The 18,879-nt window shown below is 66.4% G+C and carries 16 protein-coding genes; all 16 read right to left on the bottom strand.

The genetic code is table 11. The annotated features are described in order from the left end of the window. Positions 1 to 5: 5 nt before the first annotated feature. Complete coding sequence (gene ccsB, locus VVR41_RS02245; protein WP_368523432.1) at positions 6 to 1,034, bottom strand: c-type cytochrome biogenesis protein CcsB; 1,029 nt, start codon at positions 1,032 to 1,034, stop codon at positions 6 to 8. A gap of 87 nt (positions 1,035 to 1,121) precedes the next feature. After that, entirely contained in the window at positions 1,122 to 2,756 is a 1,635-nt protein-coding gene (locus VVR41_RS02240; RefSeq protein WP_368523431.1) for a cytochrome c biogenesis protein ResB, read from the bottom strand. 61 nt (positions 2,757 to 2,817) lie between these two features. After that, a complete protein-coding gene (locus VVR41_RS02235) occupies positions 2,818 to 3,600 on the bottom strand; it encodes a cytochrome c biogenesis CcdA family protein (protein ID WP_368523430.1) in 783 nt (260 codons plus the stop codon). Further along, positions 3,601 to 4,182 carry a TlpA disulfide reductase family protein gene (locus tag VVR41_RS02230; RefSeq protein ID WP_368523429.1) on the bottom strand — a complete coding sequence of 194 codons (582 nt, stop codon included), beginning with the start codon at positions 4,180 to 4,182 and terminating at the stop codon, positions 3,601 to 3,603. It lies immediately after the preceding gene. Then, positions 4,183 to 4,785 (bottom strand): histidine phosphatase family protein, encoded by a 603-nt coding sequence (locus VVR41_RS02225; protein ID WP_368523428.1) that lies wholly within the window; start codon positions 4,783 to 4,785, stop codon positions 4,183 to 4,185. Then, positions 4,782 to 6,104 carry a glutamate-1-semialdehyde 2,1-aminomutase gene (gene hemL, locus VVR41_RS02220; RefSeq protein WP_368523427.1) on the bottom strand — a complete coding sequence of 441 codons (1,323 nt, stop codon included), beginning with the start codon at positions 6,102 to 6,104 and terminating at the stop codon, positions 4,782 to 4,784. The genes VVR41_RS02225 and hemL overlap by 4 nt, the downstream gene beginning before the upstream one ends. Positions 6,105 to 6,136: 32 nt before the next feature. After that, the gene (locus VVR41_RS02215) at positions 6,137 to 6,925 is read right to left on the bottom strand and encodes a DedA family protein (RefSeq protein WP_368523426.1); all 789 of its coding nucleotides are present in this window, start codon (positions 6,923 to 6,925) and stop codon (positions 6,137 to 6,139) included. A gap of 523 nt (positions 6,926 to 7,448) precedes the next feature. Continuing rightward, positions 7,449 to 8,819 (bottom strand): protoporphyrinogen oxidase, encoded by a 1,371-nt coding sequence (locus VVR41_RS02210; RefSeq protein ID WP_368523425.1) that lies wholly within the window; start codon positions 8,817 to 8,819, stop codon positions 7,449 to 7,451. After that, complete coding sequence (hemE, locus tag VVR41_RS02205; RefSeq protein ID WP_321103971.1) at positions 8,820 to 9,872, bottom strand: uroporphyrinogen decarboxylase; 1,053 nt, start codon at positions 9,870 to 9,872, stop codon at positions 8,820 to 8,822. Positions 9,873 to 9,906: 34 nt separating this feature from the next. Continuing rightward, positions 9,907 to 12,483 carry a heavy metal translocating P-type ATPase gene (locus tag VVR41_RS02200; protein WP_368523424.1) on the bottom strand — a complete coding sequence of 859 codons (2,577 nt, stop codon included), beginning with the start codon at positions 12,481 to 12,483 and terminating at the stop codon, positions 9,907 to 9,909. Further along, a complete protein-coding gene (locus VVR41_RS02195) occupies positions 12,484 to 12,975 on the bottom strand; it encodes a hypothetical protein (RefSeq protein WP_368523423.1) in 492 nt (163 codons plus the stop codon). A 6-nt stretch (positions 12,976 to 12,981) separates the two neighbouring features. After that, positions 12,982 to 13,581 (bottom strand): hypothetical protein, encoded by a 600-nt coding sequence (locus tag VVR41_RS02190; RefSeq protein ID WP_368523422.1) that lies wholly within the window; start codon positions 13,579 to 13,581, stop codon positions 12,982 to 12,984. Then, positions 13,578 to 14,576 (bottom strand): porphobilinogen synthase, encoded by a 999-nt coding sequence (gene hemB / locus VVR41_RS02185; protein ID WP_368523421.1) that lies wholly within the window; start codon positions 14,574 to 14,576, stop codon positions 13,578 to 13,580. The genes VVR41_RS02190 and hemB overlap by 4 nt, the downstream gene beginning before the upstream one ends. Positions 14,577 to 14,648: 72 nt before the next feature. Next, positions 14,649 to 16,358 carry a uroporphyrinogen-III synthase gene (locus tag VVR41_RS02180; protein WP_368523420.1) on the bottom strand — a complete coding sequence of 570 codons (1,710 nt, stop codon included), beginning with the start codon at positions 16,356 to 16,358 and terminating at the stop codon, positions 14,649 to 14,651. Positions 16,359 to 16,625: 267 nt separating this feature from the next. Continuing rightward, the gene (hemC, locus tag VVR41_RS02175; RefSeq protein ID WP_368523419.1) at positions 16,626 to 17,507 is read right to left on the bottom strand and encodes a hydroxymethylbilane synthase; all 882 of its coding nucleotides are present in this window, start codon (positions 17,505 to 17,507) and stop codon (positions 16,626 to 16,628) included. Next, positions 17,508 to 18,830 carry a glutamyl-tRNA reductase gene (locus VVR41_RS02170; protein WP_368523418.1) on the bottom strand — a complete coding sequence of 441 codons (1,323 nt, stop codon included), beginning with the start codon at positions 18,828 to 18,830 and terminating at the stop codon, positions 17,508 to 17,510. Positions 18,831 to 18,879 lie beyond the last annotated feature (49 nt).

The following is an 18,879-nucleotide window of genomic DNA, read 5'->3' as shown; positions in this document are numbered from 1 at the left end:
TGACTCTAGTTCAGTCCGGCGTAGGAATGTAGCCCGGCAATCACTGTGTTGACATATGTCATATTGAAAATCGTTACCGCCAGCGCAAAGACGTTGATCCATGCGGCCTTGGAGTTCTTCCATCCGGCTGTGGCGCGGGCGTGAAGGTAGGCGGCGTAGAGGATCCACGTAATCAGAGAGACCGTTTCCTTGGCGTCCCAGCCCCAGGGCCGGCCCCAGGCGACCTCGGCCCAGATCGCACCGAGCATGATGCCGATGCCGTAGAGCGGCAGGGTGATAATCGCGGTCTTGTAGGCGAGCTGGTCCAAGGTCTTCGCCGCGGGCAGAGGCTTGATCAGGGTGCCGAAGAATCCCTGCTCCTCGCCGCGCGGCTGCCACATGCGCAGCAGGTACAGCAGGGAGAAGATACCGGAGACGATACCGATGGACGCGCCCACGGAGACGGAGGAGACGTGGACCGGCAGCCAGTAGGACTGCAATGCCGGGACCACGGGTGCGGCCTGCATGTGGAACACCGTCCCGTTGAGGTACATGGCCACGATCATCGGTGCGAGCAGCCACGGGTAGATCGAGTACCACTTCTTACGCTGGATGACGATCGCGGCCACAACCATGATCACCAGCGTCATCATCAGGATGTACTCGTAGAGGTTGCCCAGGGGGAAGCGCCGCGCGCCCAGGCCACGGGTGATCACGGCGACGAGGTGCAGCAGGATTCCGAACCACACAAGTGCCTGGGTCATGCCCGCCCACTTGCGCGCACCCTCCACGCGGGACTGGTACTCCGCTTCTTCCCCTGCAGCCAGGCCGTCTCCAGCGTCAGTCGCCTCGGGCACAACCGTGGAACCCCCACCGGCGCCGACTGCCACCTTGGGGCGTTCTGCGCGGGTCGCCTCGCGCTGGCGGCGCATGTCGATCACTCCAAACATCCGCCCGTAGTAGATGCAGGACATCAGCATGCCCACGATGTAGATGACAAACGCCGTGCGGAACGTCAGATCAGACAGGTCCGCCATGGTGGAGTTCACAAGCATAGGGGTTAACCTACCCCACCCATCAGATGGGAGCCAAGGCCCCCGCGGGCGCGTCCGCAGCCGTTGCCGCAGGTACGGGCGCGCGTTTTATCCGAGGTCGTCGACTTCGTTGCCGGGATCGTCTTCATCCGGAGCAACCCCGCCAAGGATCCGGTCGGCGATCTCCTCGAACTCGGCACCCCAGCCGGCGCGGTCGGTGCGCGCCAGGCCGGCGAGTTCGACGTGCGTGCCACCGTCTACTGGAGAGAGCCGCACCCAGATGCGGCGGCGCTTGATGGTCAGCGAGCCGATGAGCGCGCCGAGCATAAGCAGGGTCGTCGCCAGCGACCACAGTTGCGTCGGGTCGCGCGAGATCTGGTAGTTAGCAAACTCTGCGGCGCCATCGAAGCGGATGGACACGCCGTTGTCGAGCGTGACGTCCTGCCCCGGGGTGAGGTTGACGCGGTCGATCTTCTGCAACCGGCCGTCCGCGATGAGCGACTGGTCCAACACGAAGATGTTCTGCGGGCGCCCGGTGTCCAGGCCCGCGTCGCCCTGGTAGACGTCCACGGCCATCGCCGGATCCGTCATGGACGGAAAGCTCGACTGCAGCATGTCGGCGTTCGGGCCGGTCCACTGCGCGGTGGGTGCAAACACGCCCTCGACGGCGATCTGGTTCTCGCGGCGCTCGGTCAGATCCGGGTACATGCCCGCCGGCGGGTCGAAGCGCATGACGCCGGAGGATAGGAAGTTCTGCACGTCCGTCGGGCGGAACTGCAGCAGCTGGGTGCGCGACTCCCCGTTCGGCCACGTCACGGTGATCTGCGGGGCAAAACCGTGGCCTTGCAGGTAGACGCGGTCGCCGCTGATGCGCAGCGGGTGGTTGACCCGCAGGGTGGTGTCCTCCCACTCGGAGCGGTCAGTGGTGAGGTCGTCGGTGTAGGAGATGGCGGAACGGAACTCGTTGGCCTGGCCGTTGTTGAGGTAGTCCGCCTCGAAGGTGTGTGCCTCAAAGCAGAAGGGGGTCAGCCCGGTGCCGTCGAAAAGCGGGCCGGCCCGGAAGATGTCGAAGTTGGCCGGGGAGGTATTGCAGAACTCGCGCGACTGCTCGACAGGGACCGCATACTCTGACTCGGAGTTGGTCACCACGATGACCTGGCCTTCGTAGTAGATCATCCGGCCCGCGGTAAACGCCACGATCATGCCGACTAAGCCGATGTGGAACAGCAGGTTCATCAGCTCGCGCGTGTAGCCCTTCTCGGCCGACAGCGAGTACACGCCCGCGCGGTCCTCACCCGGCTCGTAGGCCGCGACGTGCCAGCGCTTCAGCTGCCCGCGCACTCGCTTCTCGACGTCCACCAGCCCGCCGTCCACGACCCCTTCAGCATGCATCGGCATGCGGGCGAGGTATTTCGGCGCGCGCGTCGGCTTCGCGCGGTAGGCGCGCCAGTGGTCAATCGAACGCGGGATGATGCAGCCGATCAGCGAGATCATCAGCATCGTGACGATGGCAATGAACCAGGTGGAGCCGAAGACGTCGAAAAGCTCGAGCCTGTCGTAGATCGGCCCCATGGTGGGGTTCGCGGCGAGGAAGTCGTCGACAAGCGTTGCGCTCACCGAACGCTGCGGCAAAAGCGCCCCCGGGATGGAGGCGAGCGCGAGGAGAAACAGCAGTGCCAGCGCAGTGCGCATGCTGGTCAGCCAGTGCCAGGTGCGGCGCAGCCATGTCGCGACGGTGCCCATCAGTGCTCCTTGGTGTAGTCGTCGTGCGTGCGGGAGGCGCGCGTGCCGTGAGGAGACACGGCTAGATGATCGTGGAGCCGAAACCGACGGTGAGCTGGCGGGTCCAGCCGATGAAGTAGTTCCACACGCCCGTCAGCAGCAGCAAGCCGACCACGATCATGAGGATGCCTCCGATGATCTGGATGGTGCGGGTGTGCCGGCGCAGGAAATCGATGCCCGCCACCGCGCGCGCCGAGCCGAGCGCCAACAGGAGGAAAGGCAGGCCAAGCCCCAGGCAGTACGCCGTAACCAGCATGATCCCGCGGGCGGCGGTGAACCCATCCGAGCCCACCGACACCGAAATCACCGCCGCCAGCGTGGGCCCCAGGCACGGCGTCCACCCGAGGGCGAACACCCCGCCGAGCAGGGGCGCTCCCACCCACGTGGTCCAGCGCTTCGGCTGCATGCGGGTATCACGCTGCAGGGCCGGAACCAACCCGAGGAAGACCAGGCCCATGAGAATTGTCACCACGCCGCCGACGCGCATGAGCGTGTCCGCATTGAGCGTGATGAGGCTGATCATCCCGAAGACCGACACGGTGGCTAAGAGGAACACAACCGTGAAACCGGCGATGAACAGGCCTGCGGCGCTGACCACCGCCCACTGGCGCTTCTTGCCCACGCGCGGGCCCTTCTCCCCGTACTCGAGCTCGCCGCCGACGGTGCCGGTGAGATACGACATGTACCCGGGCACGAGCGGGACGACGCAAGGGGAAGCGAAAGAGACCAGTCCGGCAAGGGCTGCGGCGAGAATGCCGAGCAGCAGCGGGCCGGTCGTGACTAGGTTGGAAAACAGCTCGCCCATCTACGCCGCCTCCTCGGCCAGCCTGTCGGTCACCGCCAGCAGATCGTCGGCGGTCACCTCGCGCAGGAACACCGCTGCCGGGCGGTGCTGCTTGTCCAGGATGACGGTGGTCGGAATGACGGAGCTCGGCACACCGCCGAGGTAGGCGGCGGTCTTGAACGGCGGGTCGTAGATCGAGGGGTAGGTCACCCCGTTGTCCGTGACGAAGTCCCGGGCGATCTCCGGGTTGTAGTCGCGCACGTTGATGCCCAGCACCGTGCCGACACCGGTTTCTTGCAGCTTCTCCTGGGTCGCCTCGAGGTCGTCGACCTCAGCACGGCACGGGGCGCACCACTGGCCCCAGGCGTTGAGCACGACGATCTGGCCGGCGAAGTCGGACAGCTGGATCTGCTCCCCCGGTTCCATGAGGGACTCACCGCTGAAATTATCGAGGGGCAAACGGTCGGCCTCGTCGTAGAAGATCTCCACCTGGCCTCCCGGGGAGTGGAAGGAAAACGTCTCCCCCGTATCCCCGGAGCCACAGGCGGTGAGCAGACCGGCGGCCATGAGCCCTGCGGCGGACGCCGCGATGAATCTACGCATTTAAATGTCCTTGGCGGGTCGGGTGTACGACCAGTCCACTACAACATCACCGTTGAACACAAGCGAGGTGACACTCGCCAGGTCGCAGTCGCGGCCCATGTGCGCCAACGGCTTGCCCTGGACGAAGCGCTGCACCGTCACGATCGGCAGCTGGTGGCTGACCAGCACAGCCTCGTGTCCCTCAGCCTTCGCCCGGGCATCCTTTGCTGCCGCCATCATCCGCTCCAGAATGTCCGCGTAGGCCTCCCCCCAACTTGGGGTCAGCGGGTTTTTCATGTGGCGCCACCGGATCGGGTTAAGCAGCTGGGAGCGCAGCCCCTTGGTGCGCAGCCCCTCGAAGGTGTTGCCTGCCTCGATGATGCCCTCGCACGTGTCGATCTCTAGGCCGGTGACCTCGGCGATCGGCCGGGCCGTCTCCTGGGCGCGCTCGAGCGGGCTCGCCGCCAGATAAGTTACGTCGCGGCCCTCGAAGAAGCGCGCGGTCGCGGCGGCCATGGACTCGCCTCTCGACGACAAGTGGTAGCCAGGCATACGCCCGTAGAGAATCTTCTTCGGGTTGAAAACTTCGCCGTGGCGGACCAGGTGAACGATTGTGCGCGTCACTGGCCGGCCTCCGCCTGCGCGGCGGCGCGCGCGGCCGGGACCAACGCGGCCTCGATCCTGGAGAAGTCGTCGTCCGTCAACGCGGTGGAGACGAACCACGTCTCGAACGCACTCGGTGGGGCGTAGACGCCGTTGTCCAGCAAGGCGTGGAAGAACGGGGCGTAGCGGAAGGTGTCCGCGGCCTTCATGTCGTCGAAGTTGCTCCCCTGCCCCTCGGCGAAGCGCACGGACAGCATCGTCGCGGCGCGCTGGATGTGGTGCGCCACGCCCTCCTTCGCCAGCGCGTCGCTGATCAGGCCCGCGAGGCGGTCGGCGTTGCGCATCAGCACCGGGTAGACGGACTCCTCGGCCAGCGTCAGCGACGCCATGCCGGTGGCCATGGCCACCGGGTTACCCGACAGCGTGCCCGCCTGGTAGACCGGCCCGTTGGGCGCGAGCTTCTCCATAATGTCGCGACGTCCGCCGAACGCCGCAGCCGGCAGCCCGCCGGAGACGACCTTGCCGAAGGTGGTCAGGTCACCCGCGACGCCATCCACCCCGTACCAGCCGGAGTAGGAGGTGCGGAAGCCCGTCATGACCTCGTCGAGGATGAGCAGCGCGCCGTTGGCGTGCGCCAGGTCCTTGAGCTTCTGGTTGAAGTTGTCCTCGGGGGCGACGGTGCCCATGTTGCCCGCGGCGGCCTCAGCAATCACGCAGGCGATCTCGCCGGGGTTCTCGGCGAACGCCTTCCCCACGGCGGCGATGTCGTTGTACGGCACCACAATCGTGTCGGCTGCCTGGGCGCCGGTCACTCCCGGGGAATCGGGCAGGGAGAACGTGGCGAGCCCCGAGCCTGCCGACGCCAGGAGGGCATCAACATGGCCGTGGTAGCAGCCGTCGAACTTCACGACCTTCGACCGGCCCGTGAACCCGCGCGCCAAGCGCACCGCGCTCATCGTGGCCTCCGTGCCGGAGTTGACCATGCGAACCTCCTCTACAGAGGTGCGGTCGATGATCATCTGGGCGAGGTCGACCTCCGCCTCCGTGGGAGCGCCGAAGGACAGGCCGTTGGCCAGCGCCTTCTCCACGGCCTCCCGGATCTGCGGGTGGGCATTACCGTGCAGCATCGGGCCCCAGGAGTTGACGAGGTCGACGTAGGCGTTGCCGTCGACGTCGATAAGCGTGCTCCCATGAGCCTCGGCGATGAACCTCGTCTGGCCACCTACCGAACCAAAGGCGCGGACGGGCGAGTTCACCCCACCCGGGATGACCCGCTGGGCGCGGGCGAACAACTCGGCGGATCGTGCGACGTTTCCGGACGTGGGTACGTGCTCACTCATAGTCCGCCATCTTAGGGCATCCGTCAGGCCGCCTACTTCTTCGACTTGTTGCGGCTGGCCGTGACAACCACGACGACAACCAGCGCGATCGCAATCCACCCCGCCACGCGCGCATACTGCTCGAGCACAAACACGACCGGCTCGCCTATCGACCACCCCAGCGCGAAGTACCCCAGCGACCACAACGTCTTCGCCACGAAGTCCAACACTATGAACTTCCACAGCTTCATCCCCGTCATACCCGCCAGCACAAACACCACCAGCGCAATCGGCAGCGGAATCGGCACATACGCCAGCAAAATGCCCAGCCACCCAAGCTTGACAGCCCACTTCTCCGCCCGCGCGATATTGCGCGCCGCCTGCTTCGACTGCCCCGCCTGCACATCCAGAATGCCCCGGCCCCATAGCTTGCCGGCCCACCAGTAAATCCAGTCGAACTTGATCGCCACCAGCGAGCCGATCAGCATGTAGCCGAGCCAGTTGTCGGCCTCCCCCACCGCCGCGAGCGCGCCTGTCGACGCCGCACCAATCCGCGACCCCGTCAACGCCAGCATCAACGGCGGATCCAAACCAAGCAGCCAGGCACGCAGCGGGATCATCGCCAAACCGAACAGCCCCGCGAACACGAACCAGCCGAGGCACCAGTAATCAGCCCTCGTCGGCTTAGTCTTCCAAGGCAGGCCGTCCTCCTCCCACCACTCCTTGTCTGTGCGGTCGGTGGTGGTTGCGGTTGTGTCCGGTTCGGTTGTGTCCGGTGTTTTGTGGCCGGGTTCGTGGCCGGGTTCATGGCCGGGTTCGTGGCCGGGGATGGAGCTTGACATGGGTTGGGACACTACCACCCGGCGCGCGGTGGCGGGTGGGGCGTGTGTGGCGTGAGTGGCTTGTGTGGCTTGTGGACGGGGCTAGTTGGGGCGGATTTCTCCTCTTAGCCCCTACATGCTCGTTATTTCCGTGTTACGCGTGGGGCGGGACGAGCATGTAGACCAAAACAGACCCGATTCCACCCCGAAAACCGCCTAAATGCTCGTCATTTCCCTGTTACGCCTGGGACGGAACGAGCAAGTAGGACGACGCCGGCCCAGTCTCGTCCCGAAGCCCCCTACATGCTCGTCATTCCGGAGCGAGGCTGTGACGCGTGTGACCGGACGAGCATCTACCCCGAAAGAAGCCCGAGAACACCTACATGCTCGTTATTTCCGTGTTACGCGTGGGGCGGGACGAGCATGTAGACCAAAACAGACCCGATTCCACCCCGAAAACCGCCTAAATGCTCGTCATTTCCCTGTTACGCCTGGGACGGGACGAGCATCTAACCCAAAACAGGCCCGAAAACCACCCGACCCCCTACGCCTCCCGGGCGACCCCGCGGGCGTGCGCGATGACGGCTGGCACACCCACGCCTCCGACCCACGCCCCGGTCACGGACAGCCCCGGTACGTCTGCCAACTCGCGCTCGACCTCAGCGACGGTGGCGAGGTGGGTCTCGTTGTAGCGGGGCAGGCCGCCGAACCAGCGTTGGACGTAGATTTCCTCGAGGCCGGCGGCGCGGCCGTCGAAGCCGGTGATGGTGTGCAGGTCATCAAGTGCCCAGTCCACGAGGTCGTCCTCGGAGGCGCGCACCGCGATGGTATCGCCGAACCGGCCGAAGCTGGCGCGCACCAGGGCGCCGCCGCGCTCGGCGAGGTGGGGCCACTTCCGGGAGGAGAGCGTAAACGCCTTCGCTCGGACGTCCTGGGCACCGCTTCCAACGAGGACTCCGGAGTTCGCCGGCAGGCCTTCGTCGGTAGCAAAGCGCATGCCCACAACGACCGAGTCGGCGAGCTTGACTGTCTTCAAAACCTCGGCGGCGGCGGGAGCAACGCCCTTGAGCAGCAGCGCGGCGGTCGGTGCGGGCACGGCGAGGATGACGCGGTCGTAGACGGTGTCCTCGCCGCCGGTCAGAGTGTAGCCGGCGTCGTTGCGGACCAGCCCGGAGATGAAGGAGTCGACGTAGATGTCGGCGCCGGACTTCTCGGCGAGGGTCTCGTATACCTCCTGGTAGCCGTCCTTGAAGGCGTTGAAGACGGCGCCTTGCCCGGTGGGCAGGGCGGAGCGTGCTGCTTCGAGGTTGGCCACGGCGGTGGACAGGTGCACCGGCCCGTCGGCGGCCAGGCGGTCAAATTCGACGGCGAGCTGCGGGACGGTCGCGCGGATGCCGAGGTCGTCGGCGCTGCAGGAGTACACCCCACCGAGGAGTGCGGAGACGATGTTGTCCACCACGTCGTCGCCGTAGCGCGCGCGGACGAGAGCGCCGACGTTCATGTCGCCACCGATTTCCCAATCGAACCCGGGCTGGTCTTTTTCGGCGTCGATACGCGCCGCTGTTTCGGCAGAGACGAGGTGGGCCACGCCTTCAGACGACGACGGGATGCCCATGACACCGCCCCGGGGCAGGGCGCGGCACTCGCCGTCGACGTAGACCAGGGAACCGAGTCCGGAGGGTTCGCGAAGCGAGTCGGCGAGGCCGAGTTCGGTGAAGAACTCGACGGCGTCGCGGCGGCGCGCCATGAATGCTTCGGCTCCCATGTCGGTCGGACCGGCTTCGAACGAGACGGTGTGCAGCTTCCCGCCGAGGCGCTCGGTGGCCTCGTAGACGTCGACGCTGTGGCCGGAGTCGCGCAGCTCGTAGGCGGCGGTCAGTCCGGCGAGGCCGGCGCCGATGATGGCGATGTTCATCTAGTAGGTCTCCTCGTGGATGATGCGGACGGCTTCGGTGATGGCGTCGGCGTCGGTTGTCGGCAGCACGCCGTGGCCAAGGTTGAAGATGTGGCCGGTGGCGTCGCCGGCGGCGATTGCGCGCGCAGCCTCACCCTTGATGCGCTCAACCTCGGAGCGGACAACGTCCTCACCAGCGAAAAGCATCGCCGGGTCGAGGTTGCCTTGGAGGACGCGTGGGGAGGAGAAGCGCTTCGCTGCGGCGTCGAGAGGCACGCGCCAGTCGACGCCCATGACCTCGGATCCGGCTTCGCTCATCGCTCCGAGGAGCTCCCCGGTGGACACGCCGAAGTGGATGCGCGGGATTTCTCCTGCGACGGAGTCGAGGATCTCGGTGGAGTACGGCAGGACGTGCTCGCGGTAGTCGGCCTCGGTGAGGAAGCCGGCCCAGGAGTCGAACAGCTGCATCGCGTCGATGCCGGCGTTGACCTGGGTGCGCAGGAAGGTAATGATCGTGGGCACGAGGCGGCGCATGAGGCGGTGCCACGTGTCCGGGTCGCCGTGCATCATGGCCTTGGTCGTCTCGTGGTTTTTGCTCGGCCCGCCCTCGACGAGGTAGCTGGCCAGGGTAAACGGCGCGCCGACGAAGCCGATGAGCGCCTGACGCTCGGTCAGCTCGCCGGTGATGATCTCGATGCCCTTGGCCACCTCGTCGACGTCGTGTTCGAGCACGGGGAGCTTATCGACGTCCGCCGCAGTCCGAATCGCCTTCGCCATCACGGGGCCCCGGCCGGGCACGATCTCGACGTCGACGCCTGCTGCCTTGAGCGGGACGACGATGTCGGAGAACAGGATCGCGGCGTCCACGTCGTGGCGGCGCACCGGCTGCAGCGTGATTTCGGCCAGCAGCTCGGGCATGAAACAGGAGTCCAGCATGGAGATGCCTTCGCGAACCTTCCGGTACTCCGGTAGGGAACGGCCGGCCTGGCGCATGAACCACACCGGGGTGCGGGACGGGGTCTGTCCCCGCGCTGCTTCGAGGAGGGGGGCGTGGCCCAGGTCGCGTCTAGTCATGCGCTCAAGCCTACCGCCCGGGACAAGCGCTAAATCAGGTGGGGAACCGGCGGGCGCGGACCGAGCGCAGCTCGATGTACATGGAGCTGCCCAGCATGAGCAGCGTCGCTCCGACCGGTGGGAGGAAACCGGCCACTGCCAGGATGATGGCCGCCACGTTGTAGAGCCAGGCGAACACCATGTTGGAGTCGATGATCCGGCTGACGCGCCGCGCGAGTTCGATGAGCTGCGGCACGGCTGTGACGTCGTCGCGAAGCAGGACGACCTCGACCGAGTCCTCGACTGTGCTCAGTCGCGCGTCGACCGATTCTTCGGACTCCTCGGTGGCATAAAGGATGCCCACGTCCGCGCCTTTGAGCGAATCGACAACAGAGTGGTCGCCGACCATCGTCACGGTCGCTCCCTGGCTGCGCAGGGCGCGCACAGCGATCGGTTTGTTGTGCGAGGAGATTCCCGCCAACACGCTGGAGACACCAAGGTAGTCAGCGAAGCGACGCGCAACCGGGTAGATGTCACGGGTCAGCATGACCGTCTCCACGCCCATCTCTTCAAGCTTTTCGACGGCCACAATCGCATCCGGTTTCGGCGGATCGTAGAGCGTGATCACTCCCCTGTCTTTGCCCTTCCAGCGCACGATCACGGGCGCGCCACCAGCAGTGGCAGCCACGGCGAGCCGTCCCCGCAAGCTGGACAGGTTGATGGGACGCCACAGCCTCGCCTCGAAGGATTCGGTGTGCTCCTCCCCCGGCTCGTCTTCGAAGGTGAGGGTCACGCGGGCTGTGAAATCGCCCTCGGCGCTGACGTCGGTGTTGCTGACTTCAATCCACACCGGTGTCGAGGCATCACGGTTGCGGGTGTCTCGCGCCTCTCGAGCCGCCTTGACGAGCGCTTTGCCCAGCGGGTGCGGCGATTCCATGGACAGGGCCGCGGCGATGCGCAGCACCATGTCGGGGTCCTCTCCGTCTGCGGGGGTGACCGTTTCGACCGTCATCTCCGGGGTGACCAGGGCGCCGACGCGGTTGAACACGATGGTGTCGGTGTTTTCCAGGCCGCGGAATGTTTCGCCGTCGCGAAGCATGATGCCGTTGCGCGCGGCGGCCTCGATGCCTAGGCGGATGGCCACCGCCGGGGAGATGGCGAGCGCCACGGGGGCAACGACGGCGAGGATGGACACGGCCGTGGAGAACGCCATGTTGTAGTTGCCGGTAATGAGGAACCACAGGCCGAAGTCGAACAGCGCGATGAAGTACGCGGCGGGGATGAGCAGCCCGGCGCTGCGGGTCGAGAGCATCGTCGCCATGTTCTCACGCATCGAGGCGTTCTCGACCCAGCTGTTGACCGCGGACCACCGTGTCGCATGCCCGGTGCGCACGACGCGCACCTTGATGCTGCCTTTCTCCACGACGGACCCGGCGTAGACGCGGGTGCCGACTTTGGCCGCGAGGGGCTCGCGGGCGTCGATAAGCGGGCGCTGCAACAGGCAGGACCCGCCCACAACATCGCCGTCGACTGGGATGATGTCGCCCTGGTTAATTTTGACGTCGTAACCGCGGTTGATCTCGGCGACCGGGAGCTTTTCCTCCACGATCTGGTCGCTGGCGCGGCTGCGGCGCGTGACCATGAACTCGCTCGCCGGGTCGGGGCGGTGCGCCTCCATATCCTGCAGGAGGTAGGAGCGCACCCGCGTGGAGTTGTACCTCCCCACCAGCAGCAACGCGGTCACGCCACAGGCGACGTCGAAAAACACCTTCATTCCCCCGGCGTGGTGGCTCGACAACCATCCGCCAGTCGAGTGCCAGCCGATCTCGCCTGTCGACGTCAACAGCAGCGCGAACAGCGACCACAGGTAGGACGCAATGATCGCGATCGAGCTCGCCCCATCAAGCGCGGACATGCCGCGACGCACGCCGCCCGCCATGGCACGGTGGAACGGGAAGGCGCACCACCACGCAACCGGGGTCGCCAGGCCAAGGCAGACCCACTGCCACCCGTCGAACTGCAGCTGCGTCACGTAGCTGAGCACGAGCACCGGGATGGTCAACAAGATCGCCACCCACATGCGCAGCGGCGTCACCATGTCACGGGCCGTGAACAACACGTCCATCTGGCTGGAGGGGACATGTTCCGGCTCACCGCGCAAGAACCCGGCAGCGCGGTCGCGCACCAAGTTGGCCTCGATGTCGCGGCGCTGGCGGCGCATCTTGCCGGTCATCCCGCGGGTTCCGCGGCGCGGCGACGGGTGCTCCGCGGCGTGGCGGCCGAGCGCGCGGCGGTGCACGGTGGAATCTGTCATTCGCGCGCGGACCCCGAAGCCCTCGATGACCTCGATAAGTTGCCGGGGATCCACAGCCTCGGAGGTGGTCACCCACGCAGTGGCGGAGGGGTAGACCAGCCTGGCGCTGACACCGTCGATGCGTTCGAGCGCGTCCTCGATCTCCTGGACCTGCGGGGCGTCCTCCAGGCCGCTGAGCTCGAAGGCGTAGGAGCGGTTGGGGCGAAACGACCTGCCCCCTTCAAGCGGGCCGTCCGGGTCGAACCCGGCGTGCTTCGCGGCCGAACGGGCCGCGGCGATGCATTCGTCCAGGTGGACGTCACGTTTTCTGTGGGGCACCTACTCAATCCCGTTCCACAGCGAATTCTTCCGGTCCATGTATGCGTTAGCTGCGGGCCGGAACACCAACAGCATGGTGATAGCCAACGCCGCTGCGATGATAAAGGACGCCCAGCTTGTCACCTGGAGGATAAACGCCGCGATGTTGAGAAAAATCGCGGCCGCCGCGAATCCGGCAAGCCACCGGCGGGCGGTGATCGAGCCGCGCTCGAGAAACGCCGCGCAGGAGGCGATGGCAACTCCGAGCACGATGTTGCCTCCGGCGGCAACGCGCATGTTGCGCATAAACGGCTCGCGGAACGCCTCGTCGGCGCCGTCTGGAAAGCCCCCAGCAAGCGCCATCATCCCGCTCACCAGCATGAGCACGGCGACGACGAGTGCAAGGCGATAGCCGTTGCGCAGAGCGGGCGGCCACCCATCGCCGGACGCGGCGGTGTGGCGCCGGTTCGGGTCGTTGGGATCTGCGACCATCGTCGGGTACATACCGGCCATGAATGCCTACCTGCCTTGCTCGTCGTGCCGCGGGCCTCGACTGTCGGGCTGGCGCGCGTATTTCTGGACGTCGTCCTGCATAGAGTAGAGGAAGGCCACGACACCGGCGACACCTGCAAGGATCTGCACCACCCCATCGACCGCGTAGAGCGCGACCGGAACGGTGGCAGAGTCGGGAGTCATGATGAACAGCGCGAGCATGCGCAGAGAGAAAAACAGCGCGAAGAACTGCAGCAGGCGCAGCGCGCGACTCGACCACGCCGATTGGCGTGCGACCGCGCGCACGGCGAAAGCGAGCAGGCCGACGACGGCGACTTGGAAGACCAGCATCAGCGCCACCGAGCTGTAAACCGTCATCGTGATCATCGCGTCGCTGATCTGCTCAGCCGAACCCCGGGCCGCGTCGCGGGCGCTTTCGCGCAGTGCGCTCGGGTCGATCAGGACGGCCGCGGCAGTAAGGAACTGGTGGATCAACTCCGCGGTCAACATCGCCGAGAGTGTGAGCACCATCAGGCGCACAGCCTCCGGCAGCTTGCCCAAGTGCTTCGGGGCACCTCCCGGCGCGGACGGCTGGCTGGACCGATTAGGCGGCGGGAGCTGCGTCATCCGATCCGCCTTGCCGCGTCGATGGCGAAGTAGGTCAGAATCTGGTCCGCCCCCGCACGCTTGATCGAGGTCAGCGACTCCATCATGGTGGCCTCGAGGTCGAGCCAGCCGTTGCGGGCGGCGGCATGCAGCATCGCGTACTCCCCGGAGACTTGGTAAGCCGCGACGGGGACCGGGGAGGCCTCGGCCACGCGGGAGAGCACGTCGAGGTACGGCATCGCGGGCTTGACCATGATGAAGTCCGCGCCCTCTTCCACGTCGAGCTGAGCTTCGAGGAGAGACTCGCGTACATTCGCCGGATCCTGCTGGTAGGTGCGGCGGTCCCCCGTCAGAGTGGAACCCACCGCGTCGCGGAACGGTCCGTAGAAGGCCGAGGCGTACTTCGCGGAGTAAGCCATAATCGCCACGTCCTCAAAGCCAGCCTGGTCGAGTGCTGCGCGGATCACGGCAATTTGGCCGTCCATCATCCCGGACGGGCTCACAATGTGCGCGCCCGCCTCGGCCTCGGCGACCGCCATGCGGGCGTAGAGGTCCAAGGTGGCGTCGTTAAGCACGACGGCGTTGCCGTGCTTGTCGGTGCCGACAAGCCCGCAGTGGCCGTGGTCGGTGAACTCGTCGAGGCAGGTATCCGCCATGATGAGCAGGTCGTTGCCGACCTCCTCGCGCAACGCGCGCAGCGCGCGGTTGAGGATGCCGTCTGACGCCCACGCGACAGAACCTTCTGCGTCCTTGTCCTCGGGCAGCGGCACCCCGAACAAGTCGACGCAGCGCACACCGGCCTCGAGCGCCTCGTGGCTGATCTGCTTTAACGAGTCCAACGTGTGCTGGTACTGGCCAGGCATCGAGGAGATCTCGCGCTTCTCGCTGATCCCGTCAGCGACGAACAACGGAAGGATGAAGTCGGCGGGGTTGAGGCGGGTCTCCGCCGTAAACGCGCGCATCACGGGGTTCTGGCGCAGGCGCCGCGGGCGGCGGGGCAATTCGTAGGAAGACACGACCCCCATACTAAGACGTAGCCCCGACACCGGAAAACATCTCCGCGACGAGCCCGACCTGACCGCGCCTTCCTACTCCTCTTCAGTGGCGCGGCGGCGGGTACGACGCTTCTTACGCGGCGGCGGCAGCTGGCCGGCGGCCCGCAGGGAGGCGACGTGGGCCGCGAGGGCGTCGACAAGCGAGGGCACGTCCGCGACCTCGGGGGTGACGTCCACGCGCAGGCCCTGCTCACGCGCCTCGGCCTCGGTCATCGGGCCGATGCAGGCGATGATGGTGCGCTGGTGCGGCTTGCCGGCGATACCGACGAGGTTCTTCACCGTCGAAGCAGACGTGAAGCACACCGCGTCGAACCCGCCGGTCTTGATCATGTCGCGGACCTCGGGCGCGGGCGGTGCGGCGCGCACGGTGCGGTAGGCCACGACGTCGTCGACCTCCCAGCCCTTGTCCACGAGGCCGTCGACAAGCACATCCGTGCCGAGGTCGGCGCGCGGCAGAAGGACCCGGGAGACGGGGTCGATATCCTCGACGTACTCCGGGAAGTTCTCCACCACGCCCGCCGCATTCTGCTTCGTGCGGTGCGGCACGAGCTCGGGGAACATACCGTGGGCGCGCAGAGCGTCCGCGGTCTTGGTGCCCACCGCCGCCAGGTGCACCCCAGCGAAGGCGCGCGCGTCGAGTCCGAGCTCTTCGAACTTCTCCCACACGGCATTGACCGCGTTGACGGAGGTGAAAACAACCCACTGGTAGCGGCCCTCGACAATGCCCTTGATCGCGCGGTCCAGCTGGGCGGGGTTGCGCGGCGGCTCCATCGAGATCGTCGGCACCGACTGCGGGATCGCACCGTAGGAGCTCAGGCGCGCATTCATGTCACCGGCTTGCTCCTTGGCGCGCGGCACGAGGACGCGCCAACCATAGAGGGAGCGATTCTCCCACCAGGAGTACTTCGTGCGGTCGTCGACAGCCGTGCCGACGGTCACCACGAGCTCGCCACCCAAATCGGCATCGATCTTGCCCACAGTTTCCAGCGTCGCGTCGAATGTGCGCTGCAGACGGGTGGTGCCGTTGACCGTCACGGTCAGCGGGGTGGATCCGGAAAAGCCGCGCTGCATGAGCTCCGCGGAGATGGTGTCGAGCTGTTCGGCAACGGCTTGGAACACCAGCGGCTGCGGCGCGGCCGCGAGCTGGTCCCAGTCCACGTTGTCGTTGGACAGGTCCGTCTCGGTGTAGGTCGAGCCCAGGGCGATACCGGCGAAGGAGGGCACCGTCGAGGGCAGCGACATGCCAGGCACGACATGGAACTCGAGGCCGGCGGCGGCGACGGCGGAAATCTCCGCCATCACGGCGTCGCGGGTCAGCGGGTTGCCGCTGACAATGCGCAGCACGTCGGCGTCGGTGGCGTGGCCGCGCTCGACTGCCTCGGCGGCACGGTCGAGGGCGTCGCGGAACGCTTCCAGCGCCTCCTCCGCGCCTAGGTCTAGCTCCTCGATCTCAGCAGCTGTGGGATCAGCAGGACGCGGCGGGCGGCGGCGCGCGCCGGCGGCTTTTGCTTCGGCGCACATCTGCTCGTAGAGCTCGGTGGCGGCCTTGATCTTTTCCGGCGGAACCGGCAGCTTCGCAGCGACGACAGTTCGCACACCCTGAAGGACGGCCGGCTCAACGAGCGCGATAAAGTTGGTTTCCATCACCTCACGTGCACGGACGGTGAGCAGATCGGGGTTACCCGGACCTGCGCCGACGAAGATAACCTTTCCCGGCCGGGACGTGTGCGAGGGCTTAGTCATTCAGAGTCTTTTCTCATGGCGTCGATGAAGGCATGATACGTCGGTGGATGGCCGCGGTAAAACCGGCCCGGAAACGCGCACCGGAGACGACCTCTTTACAGGCACCGTCTCCAGGCACAGATCCCACACACTCGCCCCAGGTGCTAACCCCTGATGGGCGAGGCGCGAAGAATTCGGCCCCGGTGTGCCAGGGCCGATCCGCCGTATGCTAGATACACCTTAAAGTGAACTGACCCCGAAACAAAAACACGGAAACAAAAACACGGGTTAGGTCAGATACTTCCCCGCGCCGCGCTCGAGCAGTTGCGCGGCCACGGCGTGGCCCACCTCCGCGGGGTCGGCGCCGGAGGCTGTCTCGACAAACTGGGCAGACCCGTCCGGGGCGAAGACGCCGCCGCGCAGGACAATCGTCTGCCCGTCGAACTCCGCGTAGCTGGCCACCGGGGCAGTGCAACCGGCCTGAAGCGTCGCTAAGATCTGGCGCTCAGCCGCCGCACAAATCGTGGCCGTCGGATCGACGAGCTGGTCGATCACGGCGCGCGTTTCGGAATCGTCGACGCGGCACTCCACTGCCAGCGCTCCCTGGGCGGGCGCGGGCATGAAGACAGAGGGCTCGAAAACCTCTGTTGCGCGCTCGCCGTAGCCGGCGCGAGACAGGCCCGCGAAGGCGAGCATCACCGCGTCGAGTTCGCCGTCGGTGACGTAGCCCATGCGGGTCTCGATGTTGCCACGCAACGGGCGAATGTCCAGGTCGGGGCGCAGTGCGCGCAGCTGAGACACGCGCCGAGGTGCGGAGGTGCCCACGCGCGCACCTTCGGGCAGCTGCGCGAGGGTGAGCCCGTCGCGGGCGATGAGCGCCTCGCGGCAGTTCTCGCGGCGCGGCACAATCAGGTGCGTGCGTGGCTCGTACGCGCTGGGCAGGTCCTTGAAGGAGTGCACGGCGATATCCACTTCACCGGCGTAAAGCGCGTCGCGCAGCGCCGAGGTAAACACTCCGACGCCGATGCGCTCGACAGGCGCGGTCGAGATGTCGCCGGCGGTAGTGACAATGGACAGCTCCGCGTCGTGGCCGGTGGCGGCAATTGCGTCGCGGACGTGCCCCGACTGTGTCGTGGCCAGGTTGGAGCCGCGGGTACCGATCTTCAGCATTTACGTCTCCTTAGAGATTTCGTCGCGCGTGGGCAGGCGGGAGGCATCAACCGCCACAGAGGATCGGCCCAGGCCGAATAACTCCTCCAGCGCGGTTTCAACGCTGACGGTCTCGGAGTGTGCCGCCAGCTCCTTGATCTTCACCGTCGGGGTGTGCAGCAGCTTGTCCACAACACGGTGGACGGTCCTGGAGACGGCCTCGAACTCCTCCTCGCCGAGGGTGGGCACCCGGGAGCGCAGCCGTTCGAGCTCGGACTCAGTGACCTCGTTGGCGGCGCGGCGCAACTGCGCCACGGCGGGGCCGACCTCGCGAACGCGCTGCTGCGAGCTGAACGCCTGAAGTTCCTCCGCGACGATCGCGGAGGCCGCGCGGTGTGCCTGGCTGTCGGCGGAATCGCCCTCCATCAGCTGTTTGTGGAGGAACTCGATGTTGACCAGGTTGACGCCCGGGCGCAGTGCGACCGCGTCGTCGATATCGCGTGGCAGCGACAGATCCGCCAGGGTAACAGGCCCGTCGATGTCTTCCGGGGTGATGGTGAACCCACCGCTCGCGGTGGCGGAAACTGCGATGTCCACCCGCGCCAGGGCACCGGCGCGGTCGGCGAAGTCCACAACCTCCGCAGCCACGCCTGCCTCGCGGGAGTGGGAGGCGAGGCGCTCGGCGCGCTCGCGGGAACGGTTCGCAATGACAAGGTTGTCCACCCCGAGCCTGCCCAGGTGGGTTGCTGACAGCGACGCCATTGCACCCGCGCCGAGGACAAGCGCCGACTTTCCGCGCAGGGTGTCTACCCCCATCAACTCCATGGCCTGCTCAAGCGCGAGCGTAACCATGGACGCCCCCGCATCATCGATGGCTGTTTCGGAGTGCACGCGCTTGCCGGCGTGCAGTGCCGACTGCGCCAGTGAGTGCAGACCGGGTCCAACGGTGCCGCGCTCAGCGGCGTCCTGGTAGCTGCTGCGGACCTGGCCGATGATTTGTTGCTCGCCCACCACCATCGAGTCAAGGCCCGCGGCGACCGTCATCATGTGCTCGGCCGCGGCGTCGGCGTAGCGCACGTACAGGTAGGTGCGCAGCTCTGCCTCTGGGACGCCGGAGACCTCGGAGAGCACCCCGAGGACGTCCTCGACACCGCTGTGGAAGGAGTTGGTCACCGTGTAGACCTCGAGGCGGTTGCACGTGGAAATGATCATGGCTTCCGTCAAGGAAGGCCGGCTGATCAGCGCTGTCGTCGTCGAGTTTTGGACGGTGTCATCCATACTCAGCTGCTCGAGCAGCGTCACAGGTGCCGAGTGATGCGACATCCCTACGACGAGAACACTCACAAAATCCCTCCGCAATCTCGACACATCACACCACAGGATAGCCCACCGG

Origin of the sequence: Corynebacterium sp. LK2510 (assembly GCF_040946405.1) — a bacterium.
In the GTDB taxonomy this organism is placed as follows: Bacteria; Actinomycetota; Actinomycetes; order Mycobacteriales; family Mycobacteriaceae; genus Corynebacterium.
Note: the sequence above shows the minus strand (reverse complement) of the source record. Positions and strands in the feature narration are given on the sequence as shown.

Excerpts from the sequence above, each read along its gene's own strand:
- ccsB (WP_368523432.1), bottom strand. The coding sequence starts at position 1,034 with ATGCTTGTGAACTCCACCATGGCGGACCTGTCTGATCTGACGTTCCGC.
- VVR41_RS02240 (WP_368523431.1), bottom strand. The coding sequence starts at position 2,756 with ATGGGCACCGTCGCGACATGGCTGCGCCGCACCTGGCACTGGCTGACC.
- VVR41_RS02235 (WP_368523430.1), bottom strand. The coding sequence starts at position 3,600 with ATGGGCGAGCTGTTTTCCAACCTAGTCACGACCGGCCCGCTGCTGCTC.
- VVR41_RS02230 (WP_368523429.1), bottom strand. The coding sequence starts at position 4,182 with ATGCGTAGATTCATCGCGGCGTCCGCCGCAGGGCTCATGGCCGCCGGT.
- hemL (WP_368523427.1), bottom strand. The coding sequence starts at position 6,104 with ATGAGTGAGCACGTACCCACGTCCGGAAACGTCGCACGATCCGCCGAG.
- VVR41_RS02215 (WP_368523426.1), bottom strand. The coding sequence starts at position 6,925 with ATGTCAAGCTCCATCCCCGGCCACGAACCCGGCCATGAACCCGGCCAC.
- VVR41_RS02210 (WP_368523425.1), bottom strand. The coding sequence starts at position 8,819 with ATGAACATCGCCATCATCGGCGCCGGCCTCGCCGGACTGACCGCCGCC.
- hemE (WP_321103971.1), bottom strand. The coding sequence starts at position 9,872 with ATGACTAGACGCGACCTGGGCCACGCCCCCCTCCTCGAAGCAGCGCGG.
- VVR41_RS02195 (WP_368523423.1), bottom strand. The coding sequence starts at position 12,975 with ATGGCCGGTATGTACCCGACGATGGTCGCAGATCCCAACGACCCGAAC.
- VVR41_RS02190 (WP_368523422.1), bottom strand. The coding sequence starts at position 13,581 with ATGACGCAGCTCCCGCCGCCTAATCGGTCCAGCCAGCCGTCCGCGCCG.
- VVR41_RS02180 (WP_368523420.1), bottom strand. The coding sequence starts at position 16,358 with ATGACTAAGCCCTCGCACACGTCCCGGCCGGGAAAGGTTATCTTCGTC.
- hemC (WP_368523419.1), bottom strand. The coding sequence starts at position 17,507 with ATGCTGAAGATCGGTACCCGCGGCTCCAACCTGGCCACGACACAGTCG.